Origin of the sequence: Streptococcus oralis ATCC 49296, assembly GCF_000185265.1 — a bacterium.
GTDB classification, from domain to species: Bacteria; Bacillota; Bacilli; order Lactobacillales; family Streptococcaceae; genus Streptococcus; species Streptococcus oralis_BC.
Window position 1 is genome coordinate 179021 of the sequence record NZ_GL622183.1, and the last position, 13029, is coordinate 192049.

Consider the following 13029-nt stretch of genomic DNA (forward strand, 5'->3'; position numbering starts at 1 on the left):
AGTTGTTTCCTTTACTTTTGATTTTATAATAGTCCTCTAAGTGCTTCTTGCCACAGTTGGTACAAACTGATAAAGAATGAACTCAAGATGTAGCCCATCACAATACTAAAGAAGCCTACCAACAAACGAACTTTTTTTGTATTAGTAGCGGTCACTTTTAAAACCTTTTCCCATCTCACAAGATCCTTCAAAAGGTAAAAACTCAAATAAATAAAGAGTATATGACTACTTAGAGTGAATAATAATTGAACCATTTGACTATTATACCATCTTATCCGCTTGCGCGCTAGTTTTCGATTTTTCTACGAATTAGGGATTGTTTTTAAGGTAATCAATCGCATCCTGCAAGGTTTTAACCGGAACGATTTTCATCTCTGTTTTGATCGTTTTAGCAGCTTCTAGGGCTGTTTCATAGTTGCTTTTCGCATTGGGATCTGCTTTTTTTGCTTCCTCGGTGACTGGATTGTCAGGAGCAAAAAAGATGTTGGCTCCCTGACGAGAGGCTGCAACTACTTTTTTGTCAATTCCACCGATATCGCCAACATTTCCATCGCGATCAATGGTTCCCGTTCCCGCAACGATGCGGCCATTACGAAGTCCTGGATCTGCTATCTGGGTGTAGATAGCGAGACTAAACATGAGACCAGCACTTGGCCCGCCGATACCAGCTGTTGAAAAGCGAATTGGAACGTCACTGGTCACTTCCGTACGGTCAATCAAACCAATCCCAATCCCGTTTTTCCCGTTTTCGAGAGTGATAATTTTACCTTCTGCAGACTTGACTTTTCCGTCTTCTTCATAGGTTACCTTGACCGTATCCCCTAATTGTTGAGAATTGACATAGTCGACCAAGTCTTTTGAACTGTCAAATGTTTTGTCATTAACAGCTGTCACGGTATCTGCAATGTTCAGAATGCCCTTAAAAGTTGAATTGTCCGTCACGGTCAAGACATAGACTCCCAGATACTTGAGTTCAATATCTTTTCCAGCCGTCTTCAATCCTTGATACTTGGCCATGTTTTGAGAAGTTTGCATGTAGAACTGATTAATCCGCATAAATTCTGCATCCGTAGAGCCACCCGTAGTCTCCTTGGCACTTCTAATATCCGTGAAAGGGGTTAACCAAGCATAGACAAGATGCGACAGGGTTGCATGTCGAATCCCAACTGTCACAAACTGGTAAGCTCCTGCTTCTGTGTCTTCTGTTTCATTGACTTTCAAAACGCGACGAATATCTTCCGCTCCACCCGGAACTTCTATGTAGTATGGTAAAGGTACTACAAAGGCTAAAAAAGTCAATACTAGTGCTAGGATGACATATAAGGGCCATCTAGTTTTTTTCTTCATGTTCTAATTCCTCCACAACACTGTTTGGGACATATTGCTGAATCTCCTGACCAAACTTCAGAAGTTCTCTCACGGCCGAAGAGCTAATATAAAGATGCTCTGGGCGACTATATAGGTAAATGGTTTCGATTTCTGGAGCCAGTTGATGATTGTAGTAATCAAAACTAGACTCGTATTGCAAGTCGGTGGTATTTCGCAAGCCACGGACAAGGGTCTTAGCACCCAGTCTTCTTGCAACATCTACGACTAGTTGGTCATGAGAAGCCAGCACCTCTACATTATCTAAATGCGCCACCGCTTTTTCGACTGCTCGTTTGCGATTTTCAACAGGGAGAAAGCCTTGTTTGTGGGGATTGTAGAAAACCCCGACATAGAGCTTATCAAAGAGTTTGCTGGCACGTTCAATGATATCCAGATGTCCATTTGTCATCGGATCAAATGAACCTGTAAATAATCCAATTTTATCTGACATAAACTGTCACCTTACTAATCCCATATATTTTTTCCTTCCAGATACCTAAGCAGGCAATTTCTTCTGGTAGTTCTACAGACTTATCGGTTTCGCAGACAACCATGATCTCTTCGGAGAAAAGGTTTCTTTCTGCCATTTTTTCGATATCTGCAACGATTTGTTCCTTGGCATAGGGAGGGTCTAAAAAGACCAGGCCAAAGGGACCTTTCACTTGCTCCAAGGCCCGTTCAGCCTCCATCTTTAAGAGCTGAAATTTGGAAACTTCCTTGGTCATTTGGATGTTTTCAGCGATGATAGCTTGTGCCTTTCGATCCCGTTCCACTAAGACAGCATGGGACATCCCTCTTGACACAGCTTCAATAGATAAACCACCACTGCCAGCATAGAGATCCAAGACACGACCGCCCTCAAAATAGGGACCTATCATGTTAAAGATAGCTCCACGCACCTTATCTGATGTCGGCCTCGTCGTCTTGCCTTCTAGCGTCTTGAGGGGACGCCCTCCGTAGATTCCTGATACGATTTTCATACCGTTTATTATACCAAATTATAGGCAAAAAGAGAAAGAAAACCGAACCTTGCGGTTCGATTCTCTACAAAATATTTTCGTACGTATCGCGAACTTCTTGAGGCCAAACACTGGTCTGAACCTCTCCGATGTGTTTCTTACGAAGAAGGAACATGGCCATACGAGACTGTCCGATACCTCCACCAATTGTCAGTGGGAAAAGGCCGTTAAGCAAGGCTTTATGCCATTCCAATTCTAGACGATCTTCGTCTCCTGTAAGAGCCACTTGGCGACGAAGGGTATCCTCATCTACCCGAATCCCCATTGATGAAAGTTCAAAGGCACAACCAAGAGATTCGTTCCAAACTAGAATATCCCCATTTAACCCTTTGTAGCCATTCTCAGACTCTGTAGTCCAGTCATCGTAGTCAGGCGCACGTCCGTCATGAGGTTTTCCGTCAGGCAACTCGCCACCAATACCAATCAAGAAGACAGCACCGAACTCTTTACAGATTGCATTTTCACGCTCTTTCGGTGTTAAGTCTGGATAGCGTTCTACCAACTCTTCTGTATGGATAAAGGTGATTTGTTTTGGCAAGATGGATTCGATATCGTAGCGAGCTTCTACGGCTAGCTCTGTTAGACGAATAGCCTTGTAAATCTTCTCAACGGTTTCTTTGAGATAGGCGATATTGCGTTGACCATTTGGGATAACCTTCTCCCAGTCCCACTGGTCCACATAAACTGAGTGGGTCGCGTCGAGCGAATCTTCGTCTGGACGAAGGGCCTTCATATGAACAAACAGACCTTCACCTTCACCGAAACCAAAACGGGCTAAGGTGTGGCGTTTCCATTTGGCAAGTGAGTGAACGACTTCATAGGTTTCATCTGGAATCTGCAAGACCTTGACGGATACTGGATTTTCGACACCTGATAGGTTGTCCTGCATCCCATCCCCGACCTTGCTCAAGATAGGACCTTGAACTTCAACAACTTCTAACTTATCTTTCAAATACTGGGTAAAAGTGTTTTTGACAAAGGAAATTTCTTCTTGTTGATGAATAAAACTTTTCTTCATAAACAGCTCCTCAAAAATTAGTTAAAAGCATTATACACCTATTTCCAAGAAAAGAAAAGAGTAAATAAGAAAAAGTCAGTGCTCTTTTGAACACTGACTCTGTCATTCATTAATCGTTTCGACCAAAGATACGTAAGATGCTAAGGAAGAGGTTGATAAAGTCTAGGTAGATGCTGAGAGCCATTGAAATGACCCAACCTGTCGCTACTTGCCCTCGTGACTGCTCATAAACATAGCGAATCTTTTGGTTGTCCCAAGCAATCAAACCTGAGAAAACCAAGACCATGGCAATACTAATCATGTAGTCAAAGAAACTATTGGCTAAAAATAGATTCACAACCATGGCAATGATGAGACCAACGAGCGCCGCCATCAAAGCTCGGCCCATTCCACTCAAATCTTTCTTAGTGAAAATTCCGATTGCCGCCATGACAAAGAAAAGAAGAGCACTGGATACAAAGGCTGATAAGACGGTCCCAGGTGTATAGAAGGCTACGACAAAACTGAGCGTAAAGCCATTTAAAACAGAATAAACTAAAAATACTGGGAGAGCTGCTGGGCTATTTTTGGCAGCCATGCTACTTGCAACAAAGACCAGAGCAAGTTCTGCAAAAGTTGCAATCATCAGCCAGAGACGGCCATGCATTAAAAAGTAAACCAATTGGGACTGAAAGACTGTCAACATCAAAGCTGACACGAGAGCTGATAGACCAATCCCAAGTCCCACAAAGGCATAAACCTTGGCGTAAAATTGATTGAGGCCTGAACGTTCTTGAATAATCGTTTGATTCATTCTGATTCTCCTTTTTTTATAAATATGTCTTGATTATAACAAAGATTTTATAAATTAGCTGAAATAAAACATCAAAATGCCTGCTGCAACTGCCACGTTGAGACTTTCTGCTCGGCCTTTCATGCCTATATGAACCAGCTGATCAGCACTCTCAGCCATGACAGAACTAATCCCCTGCCCTTCATTTCCCATGACTAAAACAAAGTTCTCTAGTGAAGAAAGCTCACGATAATCCTTTGAATCTCTCGATAAGGTCGTTGCTAGAAAGGGCAAATTGCTCTTTTTTGCCTCTACTACAAAGGTGGCAACAGGCATACGATAGATAGGCAAGTGAAAATGACTTCCTTGCATGGAACGCAGAGTCTTGAGACTGTAGATATCTGCTGACTTGTCTGAGACAATAACCCCTGTAAAACCTGCAGCATCCGCAGTCCGAATCATGGTACCTACATTCCCAGGATCTTGAACATCCTCTAAAAATAGATACTTGCCCTGACGAAAATCAGGCAGACCCACTTCTTCTTTTTGAATCACTGCAACAATCCCTTGAGGAGTTTGCGTATCTGCCAAATCCAGCAAAATCTCCTCTGAAACCCAGACTGTTTGTGGAAAAGCCGCTAGCTGATCTAGGTAACTTTCTAGGGCAAAGACCTTTTCAATCGTCACCCCTGCTTGAACAGCTTCTTCAAACAAGTGCCAGCCCTCAATCAAATAAGCAGACTTTCGATATTTTTTTTGATGTAATTTCTTGGCATTTTTTACCACAGAATTGGCTTTTGAGGTTATAATAGTCATAGAAATATTATAACACAATCAAAGGGGTTTGGTATGCAAAAGGTTAGAATGATTGCCCAAGGCAGGGTGCAAGGTGTTGGTTTCCGTTGGGGTGTTGTTACTTTAGCTCTTGAAATCGGTGGCATAACTGGTCGTGTCTGGAATAACGACGATGGCACAGTGGAAATTCTTGCTCAGGCAGACTCTTCTGCCACTATGGCAAAATTTATCCAAGAAATCCGAAAAGGTCCGACACCTTTTTCAAAAGTTACCTATCTAGATGTACAAATGAGCAACTTTTCATCCTATTCGGACTTCAAAGTCGCAAATTAGGTCTCTAGAACTATTGTATATTTTACAAAAAAACAGTAGAATAGAAAGGTATAATTTTTAAAGAAGGAATGAAAACATTGAAATCTATTAAACGTTTTGCCCTCTCTGCTATGGGAGTGGCTATGCTACTCGTCTTGACAGGTTGCGTTCAGATTGATAATGCAACAGGTAAGCCAATTGGTCCCGTTTGGGATTTCTTGGGTGCTCCGATGGGAGAAGCTATCAAGTACTTCGCTACTGATAAAGGTCTAGGCTTCGGGGTCGCTATCATTATCGTCACCATTATCGTTCGTTTGATTATCTTGCCACTCGGTATCTACCAATCATGGAAGGCGACACTTCACTCTGAAAAGATGAACGCTCTCAAACATGTGCTTGAACCACATCAAACCCGTCTCAAAGAAGCAACAACTCAGGAAGAAAAACTAGAAGCGCAACAAGCTCTCTTTGCTGCCCAAAAAGAACATGGTATCAGCATGCTCGGTGGTGTAGGATGTTTCCCTATCCTCATTCAAATGCCTTTCTTCTCTGCTATCTACTTTGCTGCCCAACATACTGATGGAGTTGCTCAAGCAAGCTACCTAGGAATTCCTCTAGGGTCTCCAAGTATGATTTTGGTTGCCTGTGCTGGTGTCCTTTACTATCTTCAATCGCTCCTCTCACTTCACGGAGTAGAAGATGAAATGCAAAGAGAACAGCTCAAGAAAATGATTTACATGAGCCCACTCATGATTGTCTTCTTCTCCTTCTTCGCACCAGCCAGTGTGACGCTTTACTGGGTTGTCGGTGGTTTCATGATGATTCTCCAACAGTTCATCGTTAACTATGTTGTTCGTCCAAAACTCCGCAAAAAAGTTCGTGAAGAATTTGCCAAAAATCCACCAAAAGCAAGTTCATTTTCAACTGGAGGCGGACGTAAAGATGTCACTCCAAACCAAGCAACTGCGATCATGACTAATAAGAAACATAAAAAACGCAATGCTGGTAAACAACATTCTAGAAAATAAGAAAAAGGCTTAGCTGAGAGGCTAGGCTTTTTATGCATCACAAAAGCCCGATGTCTCCATCGGGCTTCTTTTTTTATCCATGAACACGTTTCATGTAATCTTGGTAACTTTCTGTATCCATCAACTCCTTGGCATTCTTAACACGGTCTGCTGTTGGAGGTTTGACCCCTTCGAGCGAATAAGGAATCCCAAGTTCACGCCACTTGAATTCTCCCATCGTATGATAAGGTAGGATTTCAAACTTGTCAACATTTTTGAGGGTTTTGACGAATTTACCGAGTTCGATTAAGTCGTCATCTCTATCTGTCAATCCCGGAACCAGCACATGGCGAATCCAAACAGGCTTCCCAATATCTGATAGGTACTGGGCACAGGCCAAGATGTTTTTATTGGTTTGGCTTGTGACAATCTTGTGCTGTTCTTCGTTAATTTCCTTGATATCCAGGAGAACCAAGTCTGTCACCGCCATGAGTTTATTAAACTTTTCGAGATAACGTGGTTTATTACGGAACGGAAGGGCACAGGTATCCAAGGTACAGTGGATTCCTTTTTCCTTGGCCTTGGTAAAGAGGGCAATTAGGAAATCAATCTGTAAGAGGGCCTCTCCACCACTGACAGTGATTCCTCCCTTGTCTCCCCAGAAACCACGGTAGCGAAGGGCTTCTGTCAAGACATCGTCTACTGTCCGTTCGCGTGATTTATTGGTCTCCATAGCCCATGTATCGGGGTTATGACAGTACTGGCAACGCATGTGACAGCCCTGCAAAAAGACAATAAACCGAATCCCAGGGCCATCTACCGCCCCAAAACTCTCTGTCGAATGCACCATTCCTGTCACTTGTCCATAGTCAATTGTTTCTTCAGACATATCGTCACCTTCCTTGAAACCGTTTTATAGTTTTATTATATCACGAGTAAGGTGAAAAACAAGGTTTTTTGTCTATTTTTTAGAAAGCAATCTGTTTTTCACTTTCATTTTCAATTTCTTTTACTAATCCGATTCAAAATCAAAACCATACAAGGTTGCGAAATAGTCCTCAGGGCGCTCTGCACGGCGGATTTGGCGGGCTTTTCCTTCTTCGGTATAGAGAATTTCTGCTGAGCGTAGTTTGGCATTGTACTGGTAACCCATGGAGAATCCATGTGCACCTGTATCATGAATCACCAGCAAATCACCGATTTCTGTATGAGGTAGTTCGCGGTTCACTGCAAATTTATCATTGTTTTCACAGAGTGAACCAACCACATCTACCACCTCAACTGGTCCGTCTGGATGGGTCAGATTGCTGATATGGTGGTAGGCTCCATACATGGCGGGGCGCATGAGGTTGACTGCTGATGCATCCACACCTAGATAGGTACGGTAAGTTTTTTTCTTATGAGTGACTCTTGTGACAAGAGCTCCATGAGGCGCCAACATAAAGCGGCCTAATTCGGTGAAAATCTTAACCTGACCAAGACCTGCTGGCGTAAGGACTTCCTCATAAACCTTACGAACTCCCTCACCAATTACAGCGATATCATTTGGCTCCTGGTCTGGGCGATAGTTGACACCAATACCGCCGGAAAGATTGATAAAGTCTAGTGAAATGCCCAATTTTTCTTTGATTTCCACAGCTAATTCAAAAAGCTGACGCGCCAACTCTGGGTAGTAGAGATGGGTGACGGTATTGGATGCTAGGAAAGAGTGAATCCCAAATGTCTTGGCTCCTTTTTCCTTTAAAACTGCAAAGGCTTCAAAAAGCTGGTCCTTGGTCATGCCAAACTTGGCTTCTCCAGGATTGTCCATGATATCTGTTCCTAGCTCAAAAATGCCACCAGGATTGTAACGACAAGAGATGATTTCTGGAATACCTGCTGCTCGCTCTAGATGTTCAATATCTTCAAAGGCATCCAAGTTAATGGTTGCACCTAACTCACGCGCATAAGCGTACTCTTGGTCTGGGGTATTGTTTGAAGAGAACATGATCTCAGAACCGGGGAAATCCAGTTTGTGGCTCATCAAGAGTTCTACATAACTAGAACAGTCCACACCACAACCTTCCTCTTGGAGGATTTTCAAGATAGCTGGGGTTGGAGTGGCCTTGACTGCAAAATATTCTTTAAATCCCTTATTCCAAGAAAAGGCCTGGTTGACGGCTCTTGCTTTTTCACGAATCCCCTTCTCATCATACAAGTGAAAGGGAGTCGGGAACTCTGCAACAATTGTTTCTAAATCTTCACGGCTGATAAATGGTGTTTTCATAAGCATCCTTCTATTCTGTTTGCAAAGAAAGGCTGGGACAATCGTTCCAACCTTTAGTTCTATCTCTTATTTGTCTTCGTCAAAGATATTTCCAATCTCAACATCGATGGATTGGTTCTTAACATCAATATTGGTAACCTTCAAGAGTGACTTGTAATCGAACTGCTTTTCACGTTCTTCTTGGGCATTGTCTGCAAAAACTGCGACACCAGCCAACTCTGAATCAAACTCACGCAAGAGACTAATCATCCCGTTGACAGTTCCGCCGCCTTTCAAGAAGTCATCCACAATCAAGACACGACTGCCTGCCTTGAGACTGCGTTTTGAAAGGAACATTTTCTCAATACGGTCACCGCTGGAACCTGAAACATAGTTGACGCTGACCGTTGAACCTTCGGTAATTTTCAAGTCACGGCGCACAATGACAAATGGAACATTGAGGACATTGGCAACTGCATTTGCGAGTGGCACCCCTTTTGTTGCTACTGTCATAACGGCATCGATTTTTTGGTCCATAAAGCTCTTGGCAATGATGCGCCCAATATTTTTCAAAATGGCAGGTGTACTGAGCAAATCAGATAGGTAGATGTAGCCACCTGGCAAGATACGGTCGCTTTCTGAAAGTTTGTCACGCAAATCTGCGATCATTTCTTTGGCTTCATGACTCGAGATTGATGGTGTAAAGATAACGCCACCACCTGCTCCAGTCACAGTCTGAATATGACCGATTTCGATTTCCTCAAAGGCACGCTTGATAATCACAATGTCCTCTGAAATCGATGATTTAGCAGATTCGTACTTTTCTGCAAAGGTATTGAGACTTGTTAGTTTGTATGGATTATTAATCAAATAGTTGGAAATGACAACCATCCGATCACTTCTTCTTAATTTCATTTTTATTTACCATTCCATTTAATTTTGATATTTTATCCATTATACCATATTCACATAAAAAAACGAACATTATTGCGTAAAAAATGCTCGTTTTTCTTAAATTATTAATCTAAATCTGGTTTATAGAAGGAACGATTGTCCATAGCGAAGATTTTATTGGTCATCTCTCCTTTGTCCACCAAAGCAAGAGCTGTTGACATCATCATCATGCTGGCATCTAGATTATCAATCATATGGATAATCTCTGCCTCCATAATGCGTGGACGGACTGGACTTCCATACTCTAGCAAGCCATGGTGGCTGAGGATGACATGGCGCAGTAGCACCACTTCTTCTCTGGTATCATCGATGCCTAGTTCCATGACTGTCTTGGTAATTTCACTATCGATGAGGGCGATATGGCCAAGTAGATTGCCTCGAACTGTGTACTCCGTCTGATCGGGACCACTGAGTTCTAAAACCTTAGCCAAGTCATGCAACATAATCCCAGCATAGAGAAGGCTCTTATTGAGCTGAGGGTAGATATCGCTAATGGCATCTGCCAAGCGCACCATGGTTGCTGTATGATAAGCCAAACCTGTTTCAAAGGCATGGTGGTTGGTCTTGGCAGCCGGATAGGAGTAGAATTCCTTATCATACTTGGTGTAGAGACTACGAACGATACGCTGCCAGACAGGATTTTCAATCTTGAAAATCATTTGCGACATGTAGTCACGGATTTCCTTGACATCAACTGGTGACTTGACCTTGAAGTCAGCTGGATCATTGGGTTCCCCAGGCTGAGGCAAGCGGAGAGTAATTTGATTGACTTGAGGAGTGTTGTTATAAACTTCTCGACGTCCCTGCATGTGGACGACTTTCCCTGCGGTAAAGGCCTCAACGTTATGAGGTTGGGCATCCCAGAGCTTCCCTTCAATCTCGCCGCTATCGTCTTGGAAGGTAAAGGCTAGGTAGTTTTTCCCAGCACGCGTCTGTCTTAGGTCAGCTGACTTAATCAGGTAAAAACCTTCAAACAGCTCATCTTTTTTCATGTGACTAATCTTCATATTCTTCCTCATCTTCTTGGAAATGGAGTAGATCAAGCGCAGGCTCACCTTCTGATAACTCAATGTGACGGAGCGTCCGCTCGATAGCAGTGGTACGACGGTTTAATAATTCATCAATATTGCCAGAGGCATGTTGGAGATGTTTTTGTGCCTTGACCAGAATGCCACCAAACTTGCCAAACTCGGTCTTGACGCTGGCAAGAGTCTTGCTGATATGGTCGGCACTCTTTTGGATATTGAGAGTCTTGAAGCCAACTGATAGAGAATTGAGCAGAGCTGATAGGGTACTTGGACCCGCGACAATAATCTGCTCCTCACGTCTCAAATCATCAAAGAAGACCGGATTGCGAACAATCTCTGAGTAGAGTCCCTCTGTCGGAACAAACAAGACTCCAAAATTGGTCGTCCGCGGTGGCGCTATGTACTTGCTCTTGATATCCTTGGCAAAGCGCTTGACGCTAGCTAGGAGTGATTTGCGACAACGTTCGATTTCGTCCTTATCGCCTGCTTCATAGGCTTCTTCCAAGCGATAATAATCTGCCAGTGGAAACTTGGAGTCAATCGGCAAATAGACATATTCCTGGTCGCCTTGGCCAGGTAACTTAATGGCGTACTCCACTCGCTCACTGGAGTTTTCAACCGTTGCAAATTCTCGTTCGTACTGGGCAGGAGTCATGATATCTTCGATGATTTGCCCCAGTTGCAATTCTCCCAGAATACCTCTCGTTTTGGTTCCAGAGAGAACTTTGTTAAGGGCACCGACATCGCGGGCAACTGTCTGCATCTCTCCCAGGCCACGATTGACCGACTCCAGTTGTTTGGAAACGGTCTCGAAGGAAGCCTGCAAGCGCGTCTGCAAGGTCTTTTCTAACTTTTCCTCGACTGTCTGGCGCATTTGTTCCAAGCGTTGCTCATTGGACTCCTGCAAGGCTTGGAGACGTTGGTCGGTCTTATCTCTAGTTTGAAGGAGATTCTCGTTCATCTCCTGTCTAACTTGAGTCAGGCCTTGGTGCAACTCCATTCGCACTTCTTGCAAACGGTCGCTGACAGCCACTTCCAAATCTTTTTGATCCAGCTGACTGGCTTGTCTTGCTTGTTCAAAGCGGTAATCCAGTTGATCTGAAAGATTGTCTGCCTGATCCTCCAAACTCTTGGCTAGGTACTTGTCTTGCTTATCCTGCCTTTGCCAAATGAGAAAGAGTCCAGCTAGGTTGACAATTAATAATAGTAATAATACAGTCTCCATCCTACCTCCTGTCCTTGCTATGTAGCACGACGACATAACCATCTGGGCAAGTTACCGAAACTTCCCTATCTATATATTCGTTAGAAGCATACACTTTTTTAAAGAAAAAATTATCCTCTGTCAATTCGTACTTGGCACCAAGAATAGTCAGCTGGCTATCCCGAACTGGCATAAAGGCTAGATAATCGTAATCTGAACGAGGCTCTAGCTGACTGGTCCCTTCTGGACAATAGGCAATCACATTTTGCCCATCCTCAATCGCTATCTGGCGCATATAGGGTGCCAACTTGGGATTGCTAGGCAGGAAGACATTAGCCAGCATATGATCAATACGACCACCCAAAGCCCCAAAAATAGTCACCTGAGCCTGAGAATTTTGCTCAAAGATGGTTAAGAGAGCCAATTCCAGATCTGTATCATCTTTTTCTGGCTGGGCTTGAACAAAATGTTGGGCACGTTTTTGAATCAACTGACGTTCGTCTGCAGTCACCGAATCAAAATCCCCAACTGCTAGAGTGAGAGGAAGGTCTTCTTCCAAGACCCAGAGCGAGCCTCGATCCACACCGACAAAGCAATCAAAATCCGTCCGATAATGACCGCTATCTCCGCCGGCAAAAACGGCAACCCTAGTCCAATTGTTTTCTGAGAGTTTGCACTCGTTCATTGACATCTCCCTTAAAGACATAAGACCCTGCTACAAAAACGGTAGCACCAGCTTCTTTAGCCTGAGAAATGGTTTGATCATCAATCCCACCATCGACTTCGATCTCAAAGTTCAAACCTTTTTCCTCACGAAGGGCAACCAACTCACGAACCTTGTCCATGGTTTCAGGCAGAAAGGCTTGTCCTCCAAATCCAGGATTCACTGTCATGACCAAGACTTGGTCCACTAGGTGAAGGACATGCTTGATCACCTCCACAGGTGTCCCAGGATTGATAACCACAGAAGGTTTAACACCGAGAGAGCGAATTTTTTGAAGAGCGCCATGGATATGAGGTGTTGCCTCGACATGGATGCTGATGATATCTGCCCCTGCACGCGCAAAATCTTCTAGATGATGCTCAGGATTAGCTACCATCAAGTGGCAGTCAAAGACCATCTTACTATGTGGACGAAGAGCTTCGACCACACCTGCACCAAAACTGATTTGCGGTACAAAGTGACCATCCATGATATCGATATGGGCATATTCTGCACCAGTTGCTTCTAGGCGTTTGATTTCACGTTCAAAGTTGGCATAATCTGCTGCCAGAATTGACGGAGCAATCTTGTATTGAGACATAGG

16 protein-coding genes are annotated in these 13029 nt (G+C 43.6%); 2 read left to right on the forward strand and 14 right to left on the reverse strand.

The features are described from left to right. Nucleotides 1-23: 23 nt before the first annotated feature. From HMPREF8578_RS12295 to HMPREF8578_RS03130, 7 genes are all read right to left on the reverse strand, one after another. Nucleotides 24-254 carry a DUF1146 family protein gene (locus HMPREF8578_RS12295; protein ID WP_002892633.1) on the reverse strand — a complete coding sequence of 77 codons (231 nt, stop codon included), beginning with the start codon at nucleotides 252-254 and terminating at the stop codon, nucleotides 24-26. A 55-nt stretch (nucleotides 255-309) separates the two neighbouring features. Further along, the gene (locus tag HMPREF8578_RS03105) at nucleotides 310-1347 is read right to left on the reverse strand and encodes a SepM family pheromone-processing serine protease (RefSeq protein ID WP_000730772.1); all 1038 of its coding nucleotides are present in this window, start codon (nucleotides 1345-1347) and stop codon (nucleotides 310-312) included. Continuing rightward, nucleotides 1331-1819 carry a pantetheine-phosphate adenylyltransferase gene (coaD, locus tag HMPREF8578_RS03110; RefSeq protein WP_001280715.1) on the reverse strand — a complete coding sequence of 163 codons (489 nt, stop codon included), beginning with the start codon at nucleotides 1817-1819 and terminating at the stop codon, nucleotides 1331-1333. Before coaD ends, HMPREF8578_RS03105 begins: the two co-directional genes overlap by 17 nt. Then, complete coding sequence (gene rsmD / locus HMPREF8578_RS03115) at nucleotides 1809-2348, reverse strand: 16S rRNA (guanine(966)-N(2))-methyltransferase RsmD (protein ID WP_000706944.1); 540 nt, start codon at nucleotides 2346-2348, stop codon at nucleotides 1809-1811. Before rsmD ends, coaD begins: the two co-directional genes overlap by 11 nt. Before the next feature lie 64 nt (nucleotides 2349-2412). Continuing rightward, entirely contained in the window at nucleotides 2413-3405 is a 993-nt protein-coding gene (asnA, locus tag HMPREF8578_RS03120) for an aspartate--ammonia ligase (RefSeq protein WP_000747998.1), read from the reverse strand. Between the two features lie 109 nt (nucleotides 3406-3514). After that, nucleotides 3515-4198 (reverse strand): Bax inhibitor-1/YccA family protein, encoded by a 684-nt coding sequence (locus HMPREF8578_RS03125; RefSeq protein ID WP_001076870.1) that lies wholly within the window; start codon nucleotides 4196-4198, stop codon nucleotides 3515-3517. Nucleotides 4199-4252: 54 nt separating this feature from the next. Further along, nucleotides 4253-4993: a TrmH family RNA methyltransferase gene (locus HMPREF8578_RS03130; protein ID WP_000152694.1), complete on the reverse strand. Its 741-nt coding sequence runs from the start codon at nucleotides 4991-4993 to the stop codon at nucleotides 4253-4255. A gap of 33 nt (nucleotides 4994-5026) precedes the next feature. Between HMPREF8578_RS03130 and HMPREF8578_RS03135 the strand changes: the two genes are divergently transcribed. Both HMPREF8578_RS03135 and yidC read left to right on the forward strand, forming a co-directional pair. After that, nucleotides 5027-5305 carry an acylphosphatase gene (locus HMPREF8578_RS03135; RefSeq protein WP_001174609.1) on the forward strand — a complete coding sequence of 93 codons (279 nt, stop codon included), beginning with the start codon at nucleotides 5027-5029 and terminating at the stop codon, nucleotides 5303-5305. 77 nt (nucleotides 5306-5382) lie between these two features. Beyond that, nucleotides 5383-6312 carry a membrane protein insertase YidC gene (gene yidC / locus HMPREF8578_RS03140; RefSeq protein ID WP_025168797.1) on the forward strand — a complete coding sequence of 310 codons (930 nt, stop codon included), beginning with the start codon at nucleotides 5383-5385 and terminating at the stop codon, nucleotides 6310-6312. A 73-nt stretch (nucleotides 6313-6385) separates the two neighbouring features. Here yidC and pflA read toward each other — a convergent pair whose 3' ends face one another. The 7 genes from pflA to rpe form a co-directional block, all read right to left on the reverse strand. Beyond that, a complete protein-coding gene (pflA, locus tag HMPREF8578_RS03145; RefSeq protein ID WP_001288280.1) occupies nucleotides 6386-7180 on the reverse strand; it encodes a pyruvate formate-lyase-activating protein in 795 nt (264 codons plus the stop codon). Between the two features lie 123 nt (nucleotides 7181-7303). Next, nucleotides 7304-8557 (reverse strand): diaminopimelate decarboxylase, encoded by a 1254-nt coding sequence (locus HMPREF8578_RS03150; protein ID WP_000856551.1) that lies wholly within the window; start codon nucleotides 8555-8557, stop codon nucleotides 7304-7306. Between the two features lie 66 nt (nucleotides 8558-8623). Beyond that, nucleotides 8624-9451: a pur operon repressor gene (purR, locus tag HMPREF8578_RS03155; RefSeq protein ID WP_002874197.1), complete on the reverse strand. Its 828-nt coding sequence runs from the start codon at nucleotides 9449-9451 to the stop codon at nucleotides 8624-8626. Between the two features lie 104 nt (nucleotides 9452-9555). Then, nucleotides 9556-10497: a 3'-5' exoribonuclease YhaM family protein gene (locus HMPREF8578_RS03160; RefSeq protein ID WP_000703207.1), complete on the reverse strand. Its 942-nt coding sequence runs from the start codon at nucleotides 10495-10497 to the stop codon at nucleotides 9556-9558. Further along, the gene (locus HMPREF8578_RS03165; RefSeq protein ID WP_000450916.1) at nucleotides 10487-11743 is read right to left on the reverse strand and encodes a DNA recombination protein RmuC; all 1257 of its coding nucleotides are present in this window, start codon (nucleotides 11741-11743) and stop codon (nucleotides 10487-10489) included. Before HMPREF8578_RS03165 ends, HMPREF8578_RS03160 begins: the two co-directional genes overlap by 11 nt. 1 nt (nucleotide 11744) lies before the next feature. Then, on the reverse strand, nucleotides 11745-12407 hold the full coding sequence (locus HMPREF8578_RS03170) for a thiamine diphosphokinase (RefSeq protein ID WP_001001253.1): 663 nt from the start codon (nucleotides 12405-12407) through the stop codon (nucleotides 11745-11747). Beyond that, on the reverse strand, nucleotides 12370-13026 hold the full coding sequence (gene rpe / locus HMPREF8578_RS03175) for a ribulose-phosphate 3-epimerase (protein WP_000084995.1): 657 nt from the start codon (nucleotides 13024-13026) through the stop codon (nucleotides 12370-12372). Before rpe ends, HMPREF8578_RS03170 begins: the two co-directional genes overlap by 38 nt. Nucleotides 13027-13029: the final 3 nt, after the last annotated feature.

Excerpts from the sequence above, each read along its gene's own strand:
- HMPREF8578_RS03135 (WP_001174609.1), top strand. The coding sequence starts at position 5,027 with ATGCAAAAGGTTAGAATGATTGCCCAAGGCAGGGTGCAAGGTGTTGGT.
- HMPREF8578_RS03150 (WP_000856551.1), bottom strand. The coding sequence starts at position 8,557 with ATGAAAACACCATTTATCAGCCGTGAAGATTTAGAAACAATTGTTGCA.
- rsmD (WP_000706944.1), bottom strand. The coding sequence starts at position 2,348 with ATGAAAATCGTATCAGGAATCTACGGAGGGCGTCCCCTCAAGACGCTA.
- HMPREF8578_RS03170 (WP_001001253.1), bottom strand. The coding sequence starts at position 12,407 with ATGAACGAGTGCAAACTCTCAGAAAACAATTGGACTAGGGTTGCCGTT.
- pflA (WP_001288280.1), bottom strand. The coding sequence starts at position 7,180 with ATGTCTGAAGAAACAATTGACTATGGACAAGTGACAGGAATGGTGCAT.
- HMPREF8578_RS03165 (WP_000450916.1), bottom strand. The coding sequence starts at position 11,743 with ATGGAGACTGTATTATTACTATTATTAATTGTCAACCTAGCTGGACTC.
- coaD (WP_001280715.1), bottom strand. The coding sequence starts at position 1,819 with ATGTCAGATAAAATTGGATTATTTACAGGTTCATTTGATCCGATGACA.
- HMPREF8578_RS03105 (WP_000730772.1), bottom strand. The coding sequence starts at position 1,347 with ATGAAGAAAAAAACTAGATGGCCCTTATATGTCATCCTAGCACTAGTA.
- purR (WP_002874197.1), bottom strand. The coding sequence starts at position 9,451 with ATGAAATTAAGAAGAAGTGATCGGATGGTTGTCATTTCCAACTATTTG.
- HMPREF8578_RS03125 (WP_001076870.1), bottom strand. The coding sequence starts at position 4,198 with ATGAATCAAACGATTATTCAAGAACGTTCAGGCCTCAATCAATTTTAC.
- HMPREF8578_RS03130 (WP_000152694.1), bottom strand. The coding sequence starts at position 4,993 with ATGACTATTATAACCTCAAAAGCCAATTCTGTGGTAAAAAATGCCAAG.
- HMPREF8578_RS12295 (WP_002892633.1), bottom strand. The coding sequence starts at position 254 with ATGGTTCAATTATTATTCACTCTAAGTAGTCATATACTCTTTATTTAT.
- rpe (WP_000084995.1), bottom strand. The coding sequence starts at position 13,026 with ATGTCTCAATACAAGATTGCTCCGTCAATTCTGGCAGCAGATTATGCC.
- asnA (WP_000747998.1), bottom strand. The coding sequence starts at position 3,405 with ATGAAGAAAAGTTTTATTCATCAACAAGAAGAAATTTCCTTTGTCAAA.
- HMPREF8578_RS03160 (WP_000703207.1), bottom strand. The coding sequence starts at position 10,497 with ATGAAGATTAGTCACATGAAAAAAGATGAGCTGTTTGAAGGTTTTTAC.